Raw genomic sequence first — 20506 nt, 5'->3', positions numbered from 1 at the left:
ACGTGACCGATCTATTAAGCCAAGACGAAATTGATGCGCTATTGCATGGGGTTGACGATGTTGATGACGTCGATGAACCGATAGAAAACGACACTGAGGGTGCCGTCAATTTTGATTTCTCGTCGCAAGACAGAATCGTACGTGGTCGAATGCCGACGCTCGAACTTATCAACGAGCGCTTTGCACGGCACATGCGTATTAGTCTGTTTAATATGCTGCGTAAAACGGCAGAGGTGTCGATCAATGGCGTGCAGATGATGAAGTTTGGTGAATACCAGAACACATTGTACGTGCCAACCAGTTTGAACATGGTGCGTTTTCGTCCGTTAAAAGGCACTGCGTTGATCACCATGGAGGCTCGTTTAGTCTTTATTCTGGTAGAAAACTTCTTTGGCGGTGATGGTCGATTCCACGCCAAAATCGAAGGCCGCGAATTTACCCCAACGGAACGCCGCATCATTCAGTTGTTACTGAAAATTGTATTTGAAGATTATAAAGAAGCGTGGTCGCCAGTGATGGGGGTAGAGTTCGAATATCTCGACTCTGAAGTAAACCCAAGCATGGCAAACATTGTCAGCCCGACAGAAGTGATTGTCGTGAGTTCATTCCATATAGAAGTTGACGGCGGTGGCGGCGATTTTCATGTCGTTATGCCTTACTCCATGGTTGAGCCTATCCGTGAACTATTGGATGCAGGTGTTCAGTCCGACAAGATGGAAACGGACGTTCGCTGGAGCTCAGCACTACGTGAAGAGATCATGGATTGTCCGGTTAACTTCCGCGTGAACTTGCTCGAAAAAGACATTTCTTTGCGTGATCTCATGGAGCTGCAACCGGGCGACATCATCCCGATTGAAATGCCAGAACATGCGACGATGTTTGTAGAAGACCTACCGACCTATCGCGTAAAAATGGGTCGTTCGGAAGACAAATTAGCGGTGCAAATTTCTGAGGAAATTGAGCGCCCACATGTCGTCAAAACAGATTTAGCTTTCTTAGGTAAAGACATCATGTCCGAGCTTGAGAATGAAGACGATATAGACCATTAAGATACCTTATTAAACAGACATGCTATGGCATGAGTAAGGCGTAACACAGGATAGAAAAATGGAACCAAGTGACGATCAAAAGCTAGCAGACGAATGGGCAGCCGCTCTTGGCGAAGACCCGTCTGCCCCTTCTGTAGACGTAGATGAAGTATTGGCTGCGCCACTGGAAGAGCTAAAAGACACTTCAAGCCCAATTAGCGAAGATGAGCGTCGTAAACTCGACACTATTATGGATATCCCGGTGACGATTTCGATGGAAGTCGGTCGTTCTCAAATTAGCATTCGGAACCTGTTGCAGCTTAACCAAGGTTCGGTTGTTGAGTTGGATCGTCTAGCCGGTGAGTCGCTCGACGTATTGGTTAACGGTACTTTGATTGCTCACGGCGAAGTCGTGGTCGTCAACGATAAGTTTGGTATCCGTTTGACGGATGTGATCAGCCAAACTGAACGAATTAAGAAGCTGCGTTAAGATGAGTCGTTCAATCAAAATGCGATTGAAGCAAATCACTGGAGCACTGAGCTTAATGCTAAGTGCTCCTTATGCATTTGCTGCCGCACCAAATAATCTGGATCTTGCGACGACACTTGGCTCGCTTGTGCTTGTAATCGGCGTGATTCTTTTGCTGGCTTGGTTGCTGAAACGTATGCAAGTGCCAGCGATGGGACAACAAAAGGGCTTGCGTATAGTGAGTCAGTTGCCAGTGGGTACAAAAGAAAGAATCGCAGTAGTTCAAGTGGGTGAAGAACAGTTTTTGGTTGGGATTACTAGCCAATCGATCCAAACTTTAGCCAAGTTAGATAAGCCACTGAAAGAGGAAGAGTTGGCGACCAATGCTTTTGCGACTCAATTTAGCCAGCTGATCAAAAAACATGACAAAGGGTAATCCAATTCGTTTGCTCCTGAGTACGTTGTTACTTTTTGTCGGCGTGCTGTTTTCTTCATTTACCTTTGCTGAAGCAGAGGAGTCAGCGCTGCCAGATAACTTAGCCGATGGAAGTGGTGTTACAGTTCAGGCTATGCAAAGTGATACTGGTGCTAGCCGTGCTATGTCCGTTTCTAGTGGCGGTGGTATTCCAGCATTCACCATGACCACGAACCCTGATGGCAGTGAAGACTACTCGGTTACACTACAAATTTTAGCGTTAATGACCATGCTTGGCTTCTTGCCTGCCATGGTGATTCTGATGACCTCGTTCACTCGAATTGTGGTGGTGATGTCGATATTGCGTCAGGCAATGGGTTTGCAACAAACGCCTTCTAATCAGGTTATTATTGGTATTGCGCTGTTTTTGACCTTTTTTGTTATGTCTCCTGTCCTGAACGAAATCAACGACAAAGCTGTTCAGCCTTATTTGAACGAGCAAGTTACGGCGCGAGAAGCGTTTGATGCTGCACAAGCGCCAATGAAAGCATTTATGCTTAAGCAGACCCGAATCAAAGATTTGGAGACGTTCGTAACCATGTCAGGAGAGCAAGTCGAGAATCCAGAAGATGTGTCGATGGCGGTGTTGATTCCGGCTTTTATCACCTCAGAGCTAAAAACTGCATTCCAAATTGGCTTTATGCTCTTCTTGCCGTTTTTGATTATTGACCTTGTAGTCGCTTCGGTACTGATGGCAATGGGTATGATGATGTTGTCACCAATGATTGTTTCGTTGCCGTTCAAGTTGATGTTGTTCGTATTGGTCGATGGTTGGAACTTGATACTCTCGACACTTGCGGGCAGCTTTGCCCTTTAGATAAGCGCAGATAGAGGATAAGACATGACACCAGAAATGTTTGTCGAGCTTTTCCGTGAAGCACTTTGGATGGTGCTTATCATGGTCTGCGCTATTATCATCCCAAGCTTGCTTATCGGCCTTGTAGTTGCGATTTTTCAAGCTGCGACATCCATCAACGAACAAACATTGAGCTTCTTACCGCGTTTGATTGTCACGCTTTTGGCCCTGATGCTGTTTGGGCATTGGATGACGCAAATGTTGATGGAATATTTCTATGGCTTGATTGAACGCTTACCTCAGGTGCTTTATTAGAGGCGCCTATGGAGTACCCCACTAGCGTTGTCTTAGATTGGATCGCAAACTACTTCTGGCCCTATGTTCGTATCTCATCCATGTTGATGGTGATGACAGTAACCGGGGCCCGATTTGTTTCGCCAAGAATCCGCCTTTACCTCGGTTTAGCCATCACTTTCGCTGTCATGCCAGCCATCCCCGCCGTACCTCAGGACATTGAGCTACTCTCGTTTCGTGGCTTCATGACCATTGCCGAGCAAATGATCATCGGCATAGCGATGGGTATGGTTACTCAATTTATGATTCAAACCTTTGTCCTACTTGGTCAAATATTGGGTATGCAATCAAGTTTGGGCTTTGCTTCTATGGTTGATCCCGCAAATGGTCAGAACACGCCATTGCTTGGCCAGTTATTCATGTTCTTAACGACAATGTTTTTCCTTGCCACCGATGGACACTTAAAAATGCTGCAATTGGTGGTGTTCAGTTTTAAAACTTTGCCGATTGGCTCCGGCTCGCTCAACGCGGTTGATTTCCGTGAAATGGCAGGCTGGCTTGGTATTATGTTCCAAACTGCATTGAGTATGTCTCTATCCGGCATTATTGCACTACTGACCATTAACTTGTCGTTTGGTGTAATGACCCGTGCCGCACCACAGCTGAATATCTTCTCGCTTGGTTTTGCTTTTGCTTTGATGGTGGGTCTATTACTTTGTTGGTACATACTGGCTGGTCTATACAGTCATTATGAAATGTTCTGGACAGTGGGTGAGGCGCAGATTTGTCGGCTCATTCGCTTGGAGTGCTAAGATTTGGCAGAATCAGACGGTCAGGAACGCACCGAAGAAGCCACGCCCCGACGGTTACAACAAGCCAGAGAAAAGGGGCAGGTCGCTCGATCTAAAGAGCTTGCATCAGCATCTGTGCTGATCGTTGGCGCCATTTCATTGATGTGGTTTGGCGAGGCGTTAGCACGTTCATTGTTTTCCATCATGAGCCGTTTATTTGATCTTCAACGAGAAGAGATTTTCGATACTGCAAAACTGTTTGATATCGCTTTGGGCGCGATGAGTGATTTGTTGTTCCCACTATTTTTGGTGTTAGCGACATTGTTTACCGCCGCCATGATTGGAGCAGCAGGTGTGGGAGGAATCAGTTTTTCTGCCCAAGCGGCCATGCCCAAGCTGTCGAAAATGAATCCACTTAGCGGCTTAAAGCGAATGGTTGGCATGCAAAGCTGGGTAGAGTTGATCAAATCAATCCTTAAAGTGGTTCTGGTCACTGGTGTCGCCATCTATTTGATCCAAGCATCGCAGGCCGATCTGATTCAATTGAGCATGGATGTGTATCCGCAAAACATCTTCCATGCTTTAGATATTTTGCTGAACTTTATTTTGCTGATCAGTTGCTCGCTATTGATTGTGGTTGCCATCGATATTCCATTTCAAATTTGGCAGCACGCCGATCAGTTAAAAATGACCAAGCAAGAAGTCAAAGACGAATACAAAGAGACTGAAGGTAAGCCGGAAGTGAAAGGCCGTATTCGTATGTTGCAAAGGGAAGCGGCTCAACGTCGAATGATGGCGGACGTTCCTCAAGCTGATGTTATTGTTACTAACCCAGAGCACTTCTCGGTAGCGCTTCGTTATAAACAGAAGACAGACCGTGCGCCAGTCGTGATCGCTAAAGGTACTGACCACATGGCGATGAAGATTCGAGAAGTCGCCCGCGAACATGACATTACGATTGTGCCCGCACCACCTTTGGCTCGTGCGTTGTACCACACGACAGAGCTCGAGCAAGAGATCCCCGATGGGTTATTTACTGCCGTCGCTCAGGTTTTGGCATTTGTATTCCAATTGAAGCAATACCGAAAACGAGGTGGACAGCGCCCGAAAATTCAAGATTATGATTTGCCAATCCCGCCCGAGCACCGTCATTGATACGAAAAGCGGTAAAGCCTTAAAAAAGCTCGTTTGATCAAAAGCTAAGCTCTATTTGAGTGTTTAGTCATTATTTTGGCGCTAATTATGGTACATAGATTGCTTAAAACGCTTTAATTATCAACCCTACCTAAACTTTTAGGCTAAAGCGGTCGCGTATTAATAGTAAGAGCTTACGTGACGCTTCAATCGATTGAGATCTCTCGCAGTATGAAGTTAAGCCTGCCGTTTGCAGATAAATTGCCACGAATCCCTCAACGTGAAATGCCAGCTATTGGTGCTCCGGTGATGGTTTTGGCCACCCTAGCGATGGTGGTACTGCCGATTCCAGCATTTTTGCTGGATATGTTCTTCACCTTTAACATCGCGCTGTCGATGGTGGTGTTGTTAGTGACCGTTTACACACGTCGCCCTTTGGACTTCGCTGCTTTTCCAACGGTATTGCTGATCGCCACGTTGCTCCGCTTGGCTTTGAACGTTGCCTCGACTCGTGTCGTCTTACTGCATGGTCATGAAGGCGGTAATGCGGCAGGTAACGTAATTGAGGCGTTCGGTAACGTCGTTATTGGTGGTAACTACGCGGTCGGCCTAGTGGTTTTCCTCATCTTAATGATCATCAACTTTATGGTGGTGACCAAAGGTGCGGGTCGTATCTCTGAGGTAAGTGCTCGCTTTACGCTTGATGCGTTGCCGGGTAAGCAAATGGCGATTGATGCCGACTTGAATGCCGGATTGATAGACCAAGAGCAGGCAAGAGTTCGTCGTTTTGAAGTGACCAAAGAAGCGGATTTCTATGGCTCGATGGATGGTGCCTCGAAGTTCGTAAAAGGTGACGCGATTGCCGGTATTTTGATTCTGTTTATCAACATCGTCGGCGGTCTGTCGATCGGTATGGCGCAGTATGGATTGGGTTTCGGTGAAGCGATTGAAATCTATACCTTACTGACAATCGGTGATGGTTTGGTCGCACAAATCCCATCGCTATTGCTGTCGATTGCAGCGGCAATGATGGTGACGCGCCAAAACACCGATGAAGACATGGGGGAACAACTGGTCTTCCAGATGTTCGACAACCCAAAAGCGCTGATGATTACTGCGGCTATTCTTGGTGTGATGGGCATCGTACCGGGCATGCCACACTTTGCGTTTTTGAGCCTGGCAGTCGCGGCCGGTGCAGCGGCATATTTCATCGACAAACGGCAGAAGCATAAAGCGAAAGAGCCCGCTTTACCAGCAACAGCAGACGAAGGTACAGAACCTTCCTCACAGCGCGAACTGTCTTGGGATGACGTCCAGCCAGTCGATATTATTGGCTTGGAAGTCGGTTATCGCTTAATCCCTTTGGTGGACAGAGACCAAGGTGGGGAACTGCTAGAGCGCGTAAAAGGCGTGCGTAAAAAGTTATCGCAAGATTTTGGGTTCCTAATTCCAGCGGTTCATATTCGTGACAATCTTGAGCTGACCCCAAACAGTTACCGAATTACATTGATGGGGGTTGCGGTGGGCGAAGCAGAGATTCGTCCGGATCAAGAGCTAGCGATTAACCCAGGTCAGGTGTATGGCATGATTGATGGTGAACCAACCATTGACCCTGCTTTTGGACTGGAAGCCGTATGGATCCGAGAAGATCAGCGTGAGCACGCGCAGGCTCTGGGTTATACGGTTGTTGATTCATCAACGGTATTAGCGACGCACCTAAGCCAGCTATTGACCAACAACGCGTCACAGCTAATTGGCCATGAAGAAGTAGAGAATTTATTAGAAATGTTGGGACGCAGCGCGCCTAAGTTGGTCGAGAACTTTGTTCCTGACCAATTACCATTAGGTGTGGTGGTGAAAGTCCTACAAAACTTGTTAAACGAGGCCATTCCAATCCGCGATATTCGCACGATTGTTCAAACTTTGGCTGAGTACTCAAGTAAGAGTCAAGAAGCTGACATATTGACGGCAGCAGTTCGAATTAGTCTTAAACGTCTAATTGTTCAAGAAATCAATGGTATAGAGCCTGAGTTACCAGTGATCACCTTGATACCCGAACTGGAACAAATATTGCATCAAACTATGCAAGCATCAGGAGGCGAATCCGCGGGGATTGAACCGGGACTCGCTGAGCGATTGCAGTCTTCACTAAGCCAAGCGACACAGGAACAAGAACTGAAAGGCGAACCTGCCGTTCTGCTTACTTCCGGTGTATTACGCTCGACGTTGGCGAAATTTGTGAAGAACACAATACCTAATCTCCGGGTACTGTCTTACCAAGAAATCCCGGATGAAAAACAGATCAGAATTGTGCAAGCCGTGGGTAACTGATCTCACGCATCATTAATGGATTCATAGTTTGAAAATAAAGCGATTTTTTGCCAAAGACATGAGAACGGCGCTGCTCCAAGTGAAAGAGGACTTAGGCGCGGAAGCGGTGATCATGTCAAACAAGAAAGTGGCTGGTGGAGTAGCGATTGTTGCGGCGATAGATAGTGAATCTAATCCGTCTCAAGCAAGCGCAGCGTCACAGCAAAATCGCGGTGCTTCTCAATCGAATCGCTATAACGAACATCGTCAAATGTCATCGTCTTCTGCTGATCGTTACCAAGATCGTCATTTAGATGAAGATAAAATTAGCCTGAACAGTAATAACAGTAACAATGAAAAAACAGGCTCAATGACGCAGCGATTCGCTAATATGCTTAAGCAATATAGCGGTGGTGCAGCAGATGCTGACGATCACGTAGCAGAAAATGAAGATTCGCTCTCTGCTTTGCTGCAACGCCAAAATAAGCATCGCGACGGCTACAACCAAGAAAAGCCAGCGCCATATCAACCAGATTCACCTTTGGCGAAGCTAATCGCACAGGACAATCGATTTGAACGTCCGACGCCCAAGCTGGACCCGACGCGCTATGACCGACGTCGCCCAAGTGATGAGCGTGACGAATCGGCCGATGAGCTAGAAAGCATGCGCGAAGAGATGACGTCAATTCGTCGTCTGTTGGAGCACCAAGTTTCTGGCCTGATGTGGCAAGAAGTAGAACGCCGTGAGCCGCTAAGAGCTATGCTGATTAAGCGCTTAGAGCGAATGGGCGTTTCTCCGGAGTTAGCAGACCAGATGGCCTGTTATATCCCGGAAGATACAAAGCCAGCGCGAGCGTGGAAAGCGTTATTGTCGCTGGTGGCGGATCAAATCAATATTCCTAAACAGGACATTTTAAAACGTGGTGGCGTAGTCGCATTGTTGGGTCCGACGGGGGTTGGGAAAACAACAACCGTAGCGAAACTCGCAGCACGCGCAGCCATGGAATACGGTGCCGACAATGTGGCCCTTGTGACAACAGATACATATCGCATAGGTGCACATGAGCAACTCTCAATTTACGGAAGAATCATGGGTTGTCCCGTAAGAGTTGCTAAAGATTCTAACGAGTTAGCCGATGTTATATATCAGCTAAGAAACAGAAGACTGATTTTGGTCGATACGGCAGGGATGGGGCAACGAGATGTGAGGCTTTCCGAGCAGCTCGACACTCTAATGCAAGAGAGCGGAGAAGTGATTCACAGCTACCTTGTTTTGCCGGCTACCGCACAACGTCGTGTTCTACAAGAAACGCTGGATCACTTCCGACGTATACCACTTTCGGGTTGTATTATGACGAAGCTTGATGAGTCATTAAGCCTAGGCGAATTCATCAGTGTAGTGATTCAAAACGCAATGCCAGTAGCTTACATCGCTAATGGTCAGCGCGTACCAGAAGACATTGTGATAGCGCAACCAAAATATATGCTTGCGAAAGCAAATGAACTGTTAGAGAAGTCGACAGAGAACGAACCTCACTTTTGGAACAGTGACAGTGAAGGACTCTAAGGCGGCGGACTACTATGACTGAGAATATGATACACGATCAAGCAAGCGGCCTCCGTCGCTTAACACAACCATCGTTGACCAAAGTGATTGCTGTTACTGGCGGCAAAGGTGGTGTGGGGAAATCAAACGTAACACTGGGTCTGGCGATTTGTATGGCTCGCCAAGGCAAGAAGGTGATGGTTCTCGACGCTGATTTAGGTCTGGCCAATGTGGACGTGATGCTCGGAATTCGTGCAAAACGTAATCTAGGACATGTCTTAGCGGGTGAATGTGAGCTAAAAGATGCGATTGTCGAAGGGCCTTATGGTATAAAGATAATTCCTGCAACTTCTGGCACACAGAGCATGACAGAGCTTTCTCACGCTCAGCATGCTGGACTCATTCGAGCATTTGGTAGTCTTGAAGACGAAATGGATGTCCTGCTGATTGATACCGCTGCTGGTATCTCTGACATGGTAATCAGTTTTTCGCGAGCAGCTCAAGATGTGGTTGTAGTTGTGTGTGATGAACCGACGTCAATCACAGATGCCTATGCATTAATCAAGCTGTTGAGTAAAGAACACCAAGTTCAACGCTTTAAAGTTGTAGCAAATATGGTCAGAAGCTACCGTGAAGGGCGAGAATTGTTTGCAAAGTTGACACTAGTCACAGAGCGATTCTTGAATGTTAGCCTTGAACTCGTAGCATGTATTCCATTAGATGATAAAGTACGACAGGCTGTAAAAAGACAAAAAATTGTCGTTGATGCGTTCCCACGCTCGCCTGCCGCTTTAGCTATCAGCTCACTAGCAAACAAAGCGTTGACGTGGCCACTACCGAAAACACCAAGTGGACACTTGGAATTTTTTGTGGAAAGGTTGCTAAATCGTACCGAATTCGCAGAGGACCCTTTTGGTGAATAAAGCGATAACCTATGACCAACATGGCAAATTTAATAGCCAGCAGGCGTTCATTGAACGTTATTCAGTGTTGGTTAAGCGCATTGCTCACCACCTACTAGGCCGTTTACCGCCGAGTGTTCAGGTAGAGGATTTAATTCAGGCCGGCATGATCGGTCTTATCGAAGCTCAGCAGAATTATGATGGTTCTAAAGGTGCGAGCTTTGAAACTTATGCAGGTATCCGTATTCGTGGCGCAATGTTAGATGACATGCGTAAAGGCGATTGGGTACCGCGTTCTGTTCATAAAAATAATCGAGAGATTAACCAAGCGATTGCGGAGCTGGAAGGCGAATTAAATCGAGATCCTACTGATTCTGAAGTAGCCACGCATCTCGGTATGACACTGGATCAATATCATAGTGCTCTTACCGATATCAACTGCTCAAAATTAGTCGGTATTGAAGATTTAGGCGTTTCTGATGATGTGATTTCACCGGCGGATGAAACCGATGACAGCAACCCATTCAAAGGGGTAGTTGATGAATCATTTCGAAAAGCACTGGTTGAATCAATAAAACAGCTTCCAGAGCGTGAAGCTTTGGTTCTTTCGCTTTATTATGATGAAGAACTCAATTTGAAAGAAATTGGCGATGTGTTAGGCGTAAGCGAATCTCGCGTAAGTCAAATACTGAGTCAAGCGATGCAACGTTTACGTACCAAGCTCAGTGCGTGGACACAAAATGACTAAAAACACTGATTTTACGATTCAGTGGAGGCAATTTTGAATAAAAACATGAAGATCCTTATTGTTGATGATTTCTCAACAATGCGCCGTATTGTTAAAAACCTGCTTCGTGACTTGGGTTTCAATAACACTCAAGAAGCGGACGATGGTTTAACCGCATTACCAATGCTGAAAAAAGGTGACTTCGATTTTGTTGTAACTGACTGGAACATGCCAGGTATGCAAGGCATCGATTTGCTTAAACACATCCGCGCGGATGCAGAACTTAAGCATCTGCCAGTTCTAATGATCACGGCTGAAGCGAAGCGTGAGCAGATCATTGAAGCTGCTCAAGCAGGTGTAAACGGCTACATTGTTAAGCCATTTACTGCTGCAACATTAAAAGAAAAATTAGATAAAATTTTCGAGCGTTTATAACTCTCTCTTTCTCTTTGTTATTCGAGTCATTCATACCAATTATTAAATACCTATTAAATGACTCGTTTAGCGTTTTCAAAGTGATAAGAAGAACTAAACGTAAAAGGGTCTATTCAGAATGATCTCACTAGAGCAGGCGAAGTCACTCGTTCAAATGCTAGAAAACGGGGAACAAGACCAAGCCAATATGCTTGTTGCCTCGATCTACGAAGGTGCCGATAACCCAATGCTGCAAGAAATTGGAGCGTTAACTCGAGACCTTCACGAATCACTCAAGCAGTTCAGTCTCGATCAGCGCATGACCGAAATTGCGAAAGACGAAATCCCTAACGCTAGGGATCGTCTCAATTATGTGATCGAGAAGACAGAGCTTGCAGCCAACAAAACAATGGATGCGGTCGACTGCTGCCTTCCTATCGCTGATAACCTGCATGATTGCCTTCTAAAAGTTCGTCCTCAATGGAATGAACTCATGCACGGGCGCATAGAATTAAGCGAATTTAAAGCACTGTGCCACCGAATTGACGGGCTATTAGTGCAAGTCGAAGGTGACAGCACTGAATTGCGCGGCCAATTGACCGAAATTCTCATGGCGCAAGACTTCCAAGACCTAACTGGCCAAATCATTCGCCGCGTAATTACGTTGGTTAATGAAGTTGAAGGCCGCTTAGTGGAAATCCTAACCGTATTCTCTGGAAATAAACTTGAAGAACACATTCAAGTTTTGTCAGAACCGGCAGATAAAAAGAATACACAAACAAGCGAAGCCGAAGGCCCGATTCTTCATCCAGAACTGAGAGAAGATGCGGTTTCATCGCAGGACGAAGTCGATGACTTGTTGTCCAGTCTTGGATTTTAAAGGTAACGTATGAGCTACGATTTAGACGAAGATATTCTTCAGGACTTTCTCATTGAGGCTGGGGAAATTCTCGAGCTGCTTTCTGAGCAGTTGGTTGAATTGGAAAATAACCCAGAAGACAAAGACTTACTTAATGCTATTTTCCGCGGGTTTCATACCGTAAAAGGCGGTGCCGGCTTCCTTTCATTGGCAGAGCTAGTCGATACTTGTCATGGTGCGGAGAACGTGTTCGACGTTTTACGAAACGGTCAACGCACGGTAACGCAAAACTTAATGGATACGATGCTAAAAGCCTTGGATACGGTTAATACCCAGTTCCAGGCTGTTCAAGATCGTGAGCCGTTAGAAGCTGCGGACCCTGAGCTTCTTGAAGAACTTCATCGTCTATGCAAACCTGAGTCAGAAGATGAAGTAGCGGCAACCGTAGTTGAAGAACCAGTGGCTACTCCAGAGCCTATTATTCCCGAGCCTATCATCGAAGAACCTGCTGCGCCGTCAGCACCATCAAGTGTCGGCTCTGTTGATGAAATTACCCAAGACGAATTCGAAAAGCTACTTGATGAGCTTCATGGTAAAGGTTCAGCGCCAGGCACCTCAATGTCTGCGACACCTACAACGCCATCTGAACCGCCTCAATCGAGTGCACCATCAGTTGAAAGTGGTGATATCACTGATGATGAGTTTGAACGTTTACTCGATGAACTGCACGGTGTAGGAAAAAGCCCTTCTACGGCAGAGGCTGCTGCATCTGCATCCGTACCAGTAGAGCCACCTAAAGCGGCAGAGCCTTCCGCTCCAGTGGCATCTTCATCAAATCAAGACAGTGACTTAATGACGGACGAAGAGTTCGAAAAGTTACTCGATGAGCTACATGGTTCAGGTAAAGGTCCAACGCTAGAAGAATTGGATATGGCAACGAAGCCAGCGTCAGCAAACGTAGAGCAAAGCCCTGCGAAACCTGAGCCTGTTGCTAAGCCAGCACCCGTTCAAGCAGCGCCAGCACCAAAACCAGAATCTAAACCAGTCGCGGTAAAAGAAGAAGCCAAAGCACCAGCGGTTAAAAAACCTCAGGCTGAAGCAACCGTTCGTGTTGATACCTCGACACTTGATACCATCATGAACATGGTGGGTGAGCTCGTATTGGTTCGAAACCGCCTATTAAGCCTTGGTTTGAATAGCGACAACGAAGAGATGTCCAAAGCGGTCGCTAACCTTGACGTGGTAACTGCGGATCTACAAGGCGCGGTAATGAAAACGCGTATGCAGCCAATTAAGAAAGTGTTTGGCCGCTTCCCACGCGTTGTTCGTGACTTGGCTCGTAACCTAAATAAAGACATCGTGCTAGAAATGCGCGGTGAAGAAACCGATCTCGATAAGAACCTTGTAGAAGCATTGGCCGATCCGTTGATTCACTTGGTACGTAACTCGGTTGATCACGGTATTGAAATGCCAGACGCACGCGCGAAGGCCGGCAAATCACGCACAGGTAAAGTGATTTTGTCAGCATCGCAAGAAGGGGACCATATTGAACTATCCATCGTAGATGATGGTGGCGGTATGGACCCGAACAAACTGCGTGGCATCGCGGTGAAGCGTGGCATGATGGATGAAGATGCGGCGGCACGTTTAACAGATAAAGAGTGCTTCAACCTTATCTTCGCACCTGGTTTCTCAAGTAAAGATAAAATTTCTGACATCTCTGGTCGTGGTGTGGGTATGGATGTGGTTAAGACGGCGATCAATACCTTAAACGGTTCAATCGATATCGATTCTGAGCTAGGCAAGGGCACTAAGATTACGATCAAAGTACCACTAACGTTAGCGATTTTACCGACTCTGATGGTTGGTGTTGGCGGTCATCCTTTTGCTCTACCACTGGCTTCGGTGAGTGAAATTTTCCACTTGGATCTTAGTCGTACAAACGTGGTAGATGGTCAGCTGACGATTATTGTGCGTGAGAAATCTATCCCACTATTTTACTTACAAAACTGGTTGGCATCCAAATCGCAAAACGTCCAAGAGCGTACTGGTCACGGTCACGTGGTGATTGTACAGATTGGTAACCAGCGCGTTGGTTTTGTTGTGGATACGCTTATTGGTCAAGAAGAAGTGGTTATTAAGCCACTCGATAATCTATTACAGGGCACTCCAGGTATGGCTGGTGCGACAATTACTAGCGATGGCCATATTGCATTAATTCTAGATGTGCCTGATTTACTTAAGCGATATGCTGCGGCTTCACGCCTTTAAGCAAAGCTGACGTTATTAAAAGGAATAAGATGGCGATTAAAGTACTAGTCGTTGATGATTCGAGTTTTTTCCGACGTCGCGTGAGCGAAATCATCAACTCAGAATCGCGCCTAGAAGTGATTGACGTTGCGGTAAATGGTAGAGAGGCGGTTGAGAAAGCCAAATCTCTCAAACCTGACGTCATCACGATGGATATTGAAATGCCAGTGATGGATGGCATTACAGCTGTACGTGAAATAATGGCCGCTGCTCCAACGCCAATTCTAATGTTTTCGTCCCTGACCCACGACGGGGCGAAAGCTACGCTTGATGCGCTAGATGCGGGCGCATTGGACTTCTTACCGAAAAAGTTTGAGGACATTGCGCGTAACCGTGAAGAAGCGGTGTCATTACTTCAACAGCGTGTGATTCAGATTGCCTCGAAGCGCGCTTTCATGCGTCGACCTATCGCTCGCCCAACAGCGAGTACCAGCACGACTACTCGACCATTAGGTTCAAGAACGGCTTCACCTGTGACTCCAACACCAACTCGACCTGCTGCGACAAAGTACCGTGCTTCTGGTAAGAAGTATCAACTGACGGCAATTGGAACATCAACAGGTGGCCCCGTTGCTCTACAAAAAATTCTGACGCGTTTGCCGATGAACTATCCGCATCCGATTGTATTGATTCAACACATGCCAGCAACGTTTACTGCTGCGTTTGCCAGTCGTTTGAACACCTTGTGTAAGATTCAAGTGAAAGAAGCACAAGATGGCGATGTGTTACAGCCCGGTGTGGCATACCTTGCACCAGGTGGGAAACAAATGATGGTGGATGGACGAGCGGGCGCTGCTCGTCTTCGCATTATTGATGGCGGCGACCGCATGAACTACAAACCATGTGTGGATGTGACTTTTGGTTCTGCCGCAAAAGTATATGGCGACAAAGTGCTCTCTTTAGTGTTGACAGGCATGGGTGCAGACGGTCGTGAGGGCGCTCGCATGTTGAAGTCTTCAGGCTCAACAATTTGGGCACAAGATGAAGAAAGTTGTGTTGTTTATGGCATGCCCCAAGCGGTTGCTAAAGCAGGCATTTCTTCAGAAGATTTACCGCTTGACCGCATTGCTGAACGCATGTTGGTGGAAGTTGGCCTAGCTTAGGATTCATCATGATTGTTTGGAGTGTAGCTAACCAGAAAGGAGGCGTGGGTAAAACCACCTCAACAGTGACATTGGCGGGCTTATTGAGCCAGAAAGGCCATCGAGTATTGATGGTTGATACTGATCCTCACGCCTCACTGACTACTTATCTCGGTTATGATCCTGATGCAGTAACTTCGAGCCTATTTGATTTATTCCAGTTGAAGACGTTTTCTCGTGAGACGGTTAAGCCGTTGATTTTAGAAACAGAGCTGGAAGGAATGGATATCATTCCCGCGCATATGTCCCTTGCCACGCTTGATCGCGTAATGGGTAATCGCAGTGGTATGGGATTAATCTTAAAACGGGCGCTGCAAACTGTCTCACAAGACTATGACTATGTGTTGATTGACTGTCCGCCAATCCTTGGCGTGATGATGGTGAACGCGTTGGCAGCCAGTGACCGAATTTTGATTCCTGTTCAAACAGAGTTTTTGGCGATGAAAGGTCTAGAGCGCATGATGCGTACGCTAACCATTATGCAAAAATCTCGCCCGGGCGGTTTCAAAGTGACTATCGTCCCAACCATGTACGATAAGCGCACGAAAGCGTCATTGCAGACATTGATGCAACTGAAAAAAGATTACCCAAATCAAGTGTGGACCTCAGCGGTGCCTATTGATACCAAGTTCCGCGATGCCAGTTTAAAGCACTTGCCAGCTTCGCATTTTGCATCTGGTAGCCGTGGTGTGTTTGCCTATAAACAGCTACTGATTTACCTGGAGAGGTTGGCGTTCGATGAGCAGTAATGATGTGCTGTCCAGTGAACAAGCACTTGATGACTACTTTAATGCATTACTGGATGATGAAACTGAAATAACGACTCTTGAGGAAGACCTTGACCTGTTGGCTCAAGAGGTATCATCTGCAGAGCCAGAGCCAGAGCCAGAGCCAGAGCCAGAGCCAGAGCCAGAGCCAGAGCCAGAGCCAGAGCCAGAGCCAGAGCCAGAGCCAGAGCCAGAGCCAGAGCCAGAATTGCAGCTACAATACTCGGAGCCAGAAACGTACCAGTTTCAAGAAACATATCCGCCAGAGTTGGAAGCTCCAAACCTGGAAGATGTTCAAAGGCTATTAAGTCAGCTTGAAGCAAGCAACCCAGTGGCTGAGTTGGATATTGATAGTATTCTTGAACAAAATACGATTGATATTGCAGCAGAGATAAAAGCGGCTGAGCCTGAGGTACAAACCTTTAGTGAGGTGCCTGAGCTTCAGGGTGTTGAGGAAATACAGGACTGGGTGATTGATGAGCCAGTTTTTGAGGAAGCTCAACCAGAGGTGGATGAACCTCACGCAGTGATCGAACAAAGTATCAATATAGAATCGAACGTCGATACTGAACTCGAAACACAAGCAGATTCCGATATACCAACGGTCTGGGAAAGCACGAAGCGAAGTGAGGACTTCCAAGTTCTTTACTTTGATGTGAATGGTGTCACGTTTGCTGTACCTCTTGATGAGTTAGGTGGTATTCATCGCATTAGCGAGCTTAACCATTTGATAGGAAAACCCGCCTGGTATTTGGGGCTACAAACAAATCGCGAGCAACAGTTTGATGTCGTCGATACCGCGAAATGGGTGATGGCAGATAAGCTTCGTGATGATAGCTATAAAGATAACTACCAATATGTCGTCATGCTTGGTGAGAGCATGTGGGGGTTGGCCAGTAACCAATTAATGGGGACTGAAACGCTTAATATCGACAAGGTTCGCTGGCGTGAGCAGGCGGGTAAACGCCCTTGGCTAGCGGGCATGGTAAAAGAAAAAATGTGTGCCTTAATTCATGTCCAGGCGCTCATTGACATGCTAAACGCCGGTTTAGATGTCAAATCACTGAATTAGATTTAAGTCGGGAACGACATTAACGAGGATTAACTATGTCTCAAGCTTTTGAAGTAGAAGTGAAGAAAGATGCATCGAATGACGAAGTTCTTCAGTGGGTGACGTTCCAGCTAGAAGAAGAAACGTACGGCATCAACGTAATGCAAGTTCGTGAAGTACTTCGTTATACTGAAATTGCCCCTGTTCCAGGTGCACCAGATTATGTACTTGGTATCATCAACCTACGCGGTAATGTAGTTACTGTTATCGATACACGTTCACGTTTTGGCCTGATGGAAGGCGAAGTCACCGACAACACTCGTATTATTGTGATCGAGTCTGAGCGTCAAGTGATTGGTATCTTAGTAGATAGCGTGGCAGAAGTCGTTTATCTGCGTTCTTCTGAAATTGATACGACGCCTTCAGTTGGTACCGACGAGAGTGCGAAGTTCATCCAGGGTGTGAGCAACCGTGACGGCAAGCTTCTTATCCTTGTGGATTTGAACAAGCTGCTAACAGATGACGAGTGGGACGAGATGGCTCACCTTTAATGGCTGAATGATGATGGCTGAAGAGACTCTTTTATCTGCTCCATTCCTTGCGGGTGGCGTCGCTTTTATCGTGTTAGTATTGGTTGTTTTGCAACTGCGGATTCGCTCGGGGTTACAAAAGCAGTTAGACCAACAACGAGCTCAATCTCGACACGCAGATAAAGAAGTGCAAAAGTTGAGTAAGCAGTTACTCGAAGTGCGCTCGGTTGTCGTTGGTCTTGGACAAAAAGTGACGGAGCAACAAGACATTATTCAGCACTTAAACGAGAGAATTCGCGAACTCGAACACGCTGATACTGATGGTCGCTTGTATAGTCGTGCTTCTAAAATGGTACAGCTTGGCGCTGATATCAACGAGCTGATTGAAGAGTGCGAACTACCAAAAGCCGAAGCTGAGTTGATGCTTTCACTGCAGAAGAAACTGGCGGGGAAAGAGAAGATTCCACCATTAAGTGGTCAGCCATCAGATGACGCAGAATATCCAACGCGTGGACGTCGTCGACGCTAAAGGTTATCAAGCGATAAAAAAGAGGCGTTATTACGCCTCTTTTTTTGTTTTTAGCCGCTAATGCTCTTCTTCAATACAACCCTAGATAACCTTCAGTCGTTCTTGCTCTTAGCTCTGGCCTCTCAAATTCAAAATGAGCGCTTATAACTACTTATAGTTAATTTTATTAAAGTGTGATGATTAATTAACAAAAATACATGAACTTACATGTAACCTAGCCCTCTTATCCTGTTTTGTCATAACTAAGCTGTGCTAATATAGCGGCTCGTTCATTTTTTAGTTGAAGCTCTATGTTAGAAGTGTCTAACCTGACAGCAATCCGTGATGAAAGGGTTCTGTTTGAAAACCTGCAGTTTGAAATTAAGCCTGGTGAATTGGTCCAGATCGAAGGGCGTAATGGTACTGGTAAAACTACATTGCTACGGATTGTGACAGGGTTAGGTGATAGAGAAGAAGGTGTAATTAAATGGAAAGGCGAAGAGGTTGAAAAATCTCGTGATGTTTTCCATCAAGATCTGCTTTTCTTAGGACATCAAACAGGAGTGAAACGAGAGCTTACCGCATTAGAAAACTTACGTTTTTATCAATCTATTCAAAATAATCGCTCTTCAGACGAAGAAATCTTTATCGCTTTGACTCAAGTAGGATTAGCTGGTCGAGAAGATGTGCCTGTAGCACAACTTTCCGCAGGTCAGCAACGACGAGTCGCATTGGCAAGGTTATGGCTCAGTAAGCAAATTTTATGGATTTTAGATGAGCCGTTGACTGCCATTGATAAGCAAGGCGTCAAGGTGCTTGAATCTTTGTTCGCAAGTCATGCTGATAATGGCGGTATTGTTGTGTTGACGACGCATCAAGATATGTTTGCGGACAGCCCGAAACTTAGAAAAATAAAGCTGGGTGACTGATATGATTTCCTCGATGACCACCATCATTCGTCGTGAGCTCCTAATCGCATTTCGCCGTCAGGCAGACATTCTAAACCCGCTGTGGTTCTTTATTATTGTCATTACTCTCTTTCCTCTGAGTATTGGACCAGAACCTAATTTGTTAGCACGTATTGCAGCGGGCATCGTTTGGGTTGCCGCATTGCTGTCCGCCTTATTATCATTAGAGCGTCTATTTCGTGATGATTTTCAAGACGGTGCACTAGAACAAATGATGCTAATGCCGATTCCATTGCAACTTGTAGTGGTTTCAAAGGTCATAGCACATTGGTTGTTAACAGGGTTACCTCTGATTTTAATTAGCCCATTATTGGCGGTTTTACTTTCGCTCGACTTCAATACTTGGCTATCGGTTGTATTAACCTTGATGATCGGTACACCAACACTAAGTTTTATTGGCGCCATTGGTGTGGCGTTGACTGTTGGGTTGCAAAAGGGTGGCGTTCTTTTGAGTTTGCTTATTCTTCCGCTCTACATCCCAATTTTGATTTTCGCAACATCGGCAATTGATGCTGCCGCACTCGGTATGGCGTATAACGGTCAACTAGCGATTTTAGGTGCGATGCTAATGGGGGCGATGACATTAACGCCTTTTGCCATCAGTGCCGCATTGCGAGTTAGTGTTAACTAACTCAATAAAGTGCCAATGAAGCGGCGCTTGATCAAAGAATTATTATTAAAGCACTGCTACGGTCTCAACCCTTTAGACAGTGTCCCTGAAGTAAGAGTGAGAACAAAACATGTGGAAATGGCTACATCCTTATGCCAAGCCAGAAGCAGCTTATCGTTTGAGTGGTAAGTTTCTGCCTTGGTTTTCTGTATTGGCCCTCGTATGCTTATCGGTTGGTACGGTTTGGGGGCTTGCATTTGCGCCTTCAGATTACCAACAAGGTGACAGTTTCCGAATCATCTACATTCATGTCCCATCAGCTATTTGGTCTATGGGCGTTTATATGTCGATGGCGATCGCTGCATTTATTGGCCTAGTATGGCAAGTTCGCCTATCTGATATGGCGGCACTTGCGATGGCTCCGATTGGTGCAGTATTTACTTTTATTGCTCTACTTACAGGTGCTGTTTGGGGCAAGCCTATGTGGGGCACTTGGTGGGTATGGGATGCCCGTCTTACATCTGAATTGATTCTGCTATTTCTCTACCTTGGTGTGATTGCGCTCTACCATGCGTTTGACGATCAAAAAACCGCTGCAAAAGCCGCTGGTATCTTAGCGATCGTAGGCGTAGTAAACCTACCTATCATTCACTTTTCCGTGGAATGGTGGAACACGCTTCATCAAGGTGCGACGATCACGAAATTTGAGCAACCTTCTATTTCATCCGACATGCTTTGGCCGTTATTGCTGAACATCTTTGGCTTTGCGTTCTTCTTTGGTGCCGTGACGATGGTCCGTTTTCGTAACGAAATCATCAGTAAAGAAAGTCACCGCCCTTGGGTGCGCAAACTCGCAACAGAACAAACTCAGTGAG

22 protein-coding genes are annotated in these 20506 nt (G+C 46.2%); all 22 read left to right on the top strand.

From position 1 onward, the window contains the following. Positions 1-2 precede the first annotated feature (2 nt). Positions 3-1049, top strand: coding sequence for a flagellar motor switch protein FliM (fliM, locus tag H9L11_RS02330; RefSeq protein WP_017635951.1), 1047 nt, complete (start codon positions 3-5; stop codon positions 1047-1049). Between the two features lie 58 nt (positions 1050-1107). Next, positions 1108-1518 (top strand): flagellar motor switch protein FliN, encoded by a 411-nt coding sequence (gene fliN, locus H9L11_RS02325; RefSeq protein ID WP_005380479.1) that lies wholly within the window; start codon positions 1108-1110, stop codon positions 1516-1518. Position 1519: 1 nt separating this feature from the next. Then, positions 1520-1933: a flagellar biosynthetic protein FliO gene (gene fliO / locus H9L11_RS02320; protein WP_005380480.1), complete on the top strand. Its 414-nt coding sequence runs from the start codon at positions 1520-1522 to the stop codon at positions 1931-1933. After that, entirely contained in the window at positions 1920-2789 is an 870-nt protein-coding gene (fliP, locus tag H9L11_RS02315) for a flagellar type III secretion system pore protein FliP (protein WP_005394311.1), read from the top strand. The genes fliO and fliP overlap by 14 nt, the downstream gene beginning before the upstream one ends. 24 nt (positions 2790-2813) lie before the next feature. Next, positions 2814-3083 carry a flagellar biosynthesis protein FliQ gene (gene fliQ / locus H9L11_RS02310; protein WP_005380488.1) on the top strand — a complete coding sequence of 90 codons (270 nt, stop codon included), beginning with the start codon at positions 2814-2816 and terminating at the stop codon, positions 3081-3083. 8 nt (positions 3084-3091) lie between these two features. After that, positions 3092-3874, top strand: a complete 783-nt coding sequence (gene fliR / locus H9L11_RS02305) for a flagellar biosynthetic protein FliR (protein WP_005384463.1) — start codon at positions 3092-3094, stop codon at positions 3872-3874. 3 nt (positions 3875-3877) lie between these two features. Further along, positions 3878-5008 (top strand): flagellar biosynthesis protein FlhB, encoded by a 1131-nt coding sequence (gene flhB / locus H9L11_RS02300; RefSeq protein ID WP_005380490.1) that lies wholly within the window; start codon positions 3878-3880, stop codon positions 5006-5008. Between the two features lie 210 nt (positions 5009-5218). Next, complete coding sequence (flhA, locus tag H9L11_RS02295) at positions 5219-7318, top strand: flagellar biosynthesis protein FlhA (protein ID WP_085569806.1); 2100 nt, start codon at positions 5219-5221, stop codon at positions 7316-7318. A 28-nt stretch (positions 7319-7346) separates the two neighbouring features. Further along, on the top strand, positions 7347-8864 hold the full coding sequence (gene flhF, locus H9L11_RS02290; RefSeq protein ID WP_085569739.1) for a flagellar biosynthesis protein FlhF: 1518 nt from the start codon (positions 7347-7349) through the stop codon (positions 8862-8864). 14 nt (positions 8865-8878) lie between these two features. Beyond that, the gene (locus H9L11_RS02285) at positions 8879-9766 is read left to right on the top strand and encodes a MinD/ParA family protein (protein WP_005380498.1); all 888 of its coding nucleotides are present in this window, start codon (positions 8879-8881) and stop codon (positions 9764-9766) included. After that, the gene (locus H9L11_RS02280) at positions 9759-10493 is read left to right on the top strand and encodes an RNA polymerase sigma factor FliA (protein WP_005380499.1); all 735 of its coding nucleotides are present in this window, start codon (positions 9759-9761) and stop codon (positions 10491-10493) included. The genes H9L11_RS02285 and H9L11_RS02280 overlap by 8 nt, the downstream gene beginning before the upstream one ends. 45 nt (positions 10494-10538) lie before the next feature. After that, positions 10539-10907 (top strand): chemotaxis response regulator CheY, encoded by a 369-nt coding sequence (gene cheY, locus H9L11_RS02275; RefSeq protein WP_017635949.1) that lies wholly within the window; start codon positions 10539-10541, stop codon positions 10905-10907. Between the two features lie 118 nt (positions 10908-11025). Further along, on the top strand, positions 11026-11766 hold the full coding sequence (locus H9L11_RS02270; RefSeq protein ID WP_005380502.1) for a protein phosphatase CheZ: 741 nt from the start codon (positions 11026-11028) through the stop codon (positions 11764-11766). 9 nt (positions 11767-11775) lie between these two features. Then, complete coding sequence (locus tag H9L11_RS02265) at positions 11776-14016, top strand: chemotaxis protein CheA (protein WP_005384459.1); 2241 nt, start codon at positions 11776-11778, stop codon at positions 14014-14016. 29 nt (positions 14017-14045) lie between these two features. Continuing rightward, positions 14046-15158, top strand: coding sequence for a chemotaxis response regulator protein-glutamate methylesterase (locus H9L11_RS02260; protein ID WP_005384458.1), 1113 nt, complete (start codon positions 14046-14048; stop codon positions 15156-15158). An 8-nt stretch (positions 15159-15166) separates the two neighbouring features. Beyond that, positions 15167-15946 (top strand): ParA family protein, encoded by a 780-nt coding sequence (locus H9L11_RS02255; protein WP_005380505.1) that lies wholly within the window; start codon positions 15167-15169, stop codon positions 15944-15946. Continuing rightward, positions 15936-17036 carry a chemotaxis protein CheW gene (locus H9L11_RS02250; RefSeq protein ID WP_086048338.1) on the top strand — a complete coding sequence of 367 codons (1101 nt, stop codon included), beginning with the start codon at positions 15936-15938 and terminating at the stop codon, positions 17034-17036. Before H9L11_RS02255 ends, H9L11_RS02250 begins: the two co-directional genes overlap by 11 nt. Positions 17037-17071: 35 nt before the next feature. Then, positions 17072-17566, top strand: a complete 495-nt coding sequence (locus H9L11_RS02245) for a chemotaxis protein CheW (protein WP_005380507.1) — start codon at positions 17072-17074, stop codon at positions 17564-17566. Positions 17567-17579: 13 nt separating this feature from the next. After that, positions 17580-18074: a DUF2802 domain-containing protein gene (locus H9L11_RS02240; protein WP_031777229.1), complete on the top strand. Its 495-nt coding sequence runs from the start codon at positions 17580-17582 to the stop codon at positions 18072-18074. A 290-nt stretch (positions 18075-18364) separates the two neighbouring features. Then, a complete protein-coding gene (gene ccmA / locus H9L11_RS02235) occupies positions 18365-18982 on the top strand; it encodes a cytochrome c biogenesis heme-transporting ATPase CcmA (RefSeq protein ID WP_005380511.1) in 618 nt (205 codons plus the stop codon). A 1-nt stretch (position 18983) separates the two neighbouring features. Beyond that, positions 18984-19652: a heme exporter protein CcmB gene (gene ccmB, locus H9L11_RS02230; RefSeq protein WP_005380512.1), complete on the top strand. Its 669-nt coding sequence runs from the start codon at positions 18984-18986 to the stop codon at positions 19650-19652. A gap of 109 nt (positions 19653-19761) precedes the next feature. Beyond that, positions 19762-20505 carry a heme ABC transporter permease gene (locus tag H9L11_RS02225; RefSeq protein WP_005380513.1) on the top strand — a complete coding sequence of 248 codons (744 nt, stop codon included), beginning with the start codon at positions 19762-19764 and terminating at the stop codon, positions 20503-20505. The last annotated feature ends 1 nt before the right edge of the window (position 20506 follow it).

This window comes from Vibrio sp. sp1 (genome assembly GCF_016920955.1).
Classification (GTDB): Bacteria; Pseudomonadota; Gammaproteobacteria; order Enterobacterales; family Vibrionaceae; genus Vibrio; species Vibrio alginolyticus.
The sequence above is the reverse complement of the archived record's forward strand: the minus strand, read 5'-3'. Positions and strand labels throughout refer to the sequence as shown.

Coding starts and splice junctions, on each gene's coding strand:
- H9L11_RS02255 (WP_005380505.1), top strand. CDS start 15,167: ATGATTGTTTGGAGTGTAGCTAACCAGAAAGGAGGCGTGGGTAAAACC.
- cheY (WP_017635949.1), top strand. CDS start 10,539: ATGAAGATCCTTATTGTTGATGATTTCTCAACAATGCGCCGTATTGTT.
- H9L11_RS02260 (WP_005384458.1), top strand. CDS start 14,046: ATGGCGATTAAAGTACTAGTCGTTGATGATTCGAGTTTTTTCCGACGT.
- flhA (WP_085569806.1), top strand. CDS start 5,219: ATGAAGTTAAGCCTGCCGTTTGCAGATAAATTGCCACGAATCCCTCAA.
- H9L11_RS02245 (WP_005380507.1), top strand. CDS start 17,072: ATGTCTCAAGCTTTTGAAGTAGAAGTGAAGAAAGATGCATCGAATGAC.
- H9L11_RS02225 (WP_005380513.1), top strand. CDS start 19,762: ATGTGGAAATGGCTACATCCTTATGCCAAGCCAGAAGCAGCTTATCGT.
- H9L11_RS02265 (WP_005384459.1), top strand. CDS start 11,776: ATGAGCTACGATTTAGACGAAGATATTCTTCAGGACTTTCTCATTGAG.
- fliN (WP_005380479.1), top strand. CDS start 1,108: ATGGAACCAAGTGACGATCAAAAGCTAGCAGACGAATGGGCAGCCGCT.
- H9L11_RS02285 (WP_005380498.1), top strand. CDS start 8,879: ATGACTGAGAATATGATACACGATCAAGCAAGCGGCCTCCGTCGCTTA.
- ccmA (WP_005380511.1), top strand. CDS start 18,365: ATGTTAGAAGTGTCTAACCTGACAGCAATCCGTGATGAAAGGGTTCTG.
- fliQ (WP_005380488.1), top strand. CDS start 2,814: ATGACACCAGAAATGTTTGTCGAGCTTTTCCGTGAAGCACTTTGGATG.
- ccmB (WP_005380512.1), top strand. CDS start 18,984: ATGATTTCCTCGATGACCACCATCATTCGTCGTGAGCTCCTAATCGCA.
- fliO (WP_005380480.1), top strand. CDS start 1,520: ATGAGTCGTTCAATCAAAATGCGATTGAAGCAAATCACTGGAGCACTG.
- fliR (WP_005384463.1), top strand. CDS start 3,092: ATGGAGTACCCCACTAGCGTTGTCTTAGATTGGATCGCAAACTACTTC.
- H9L11_RS02270 (WP_005380502.1), top strand. CDS start 11,026: ATGATCTCACTAGAGCAGGCGAAGTCACTCGTTCAAATGCTAGAAAAC.
- fliP (WP_005394311.1), top strand. CDS start 1,920: ATGACAAAGGGTAATCCAATTCGTTTGCTCCTGAGTACGTTGTTACTT.
- H9L11_RS02250 (WP_086048338.1), top strand. CDS start 15,936: ATGAGCAGTAATGATGTGCTGTCCAGTGAACAAGCACTTGATGACTAC.
- H9L11_RS02240 (WP_031777229.1), top strand. CDS start 17,580: ATGGCTGAAGAGACTCTTTTATCTGCTCCATTCCTTGCGGGTGGCGTC.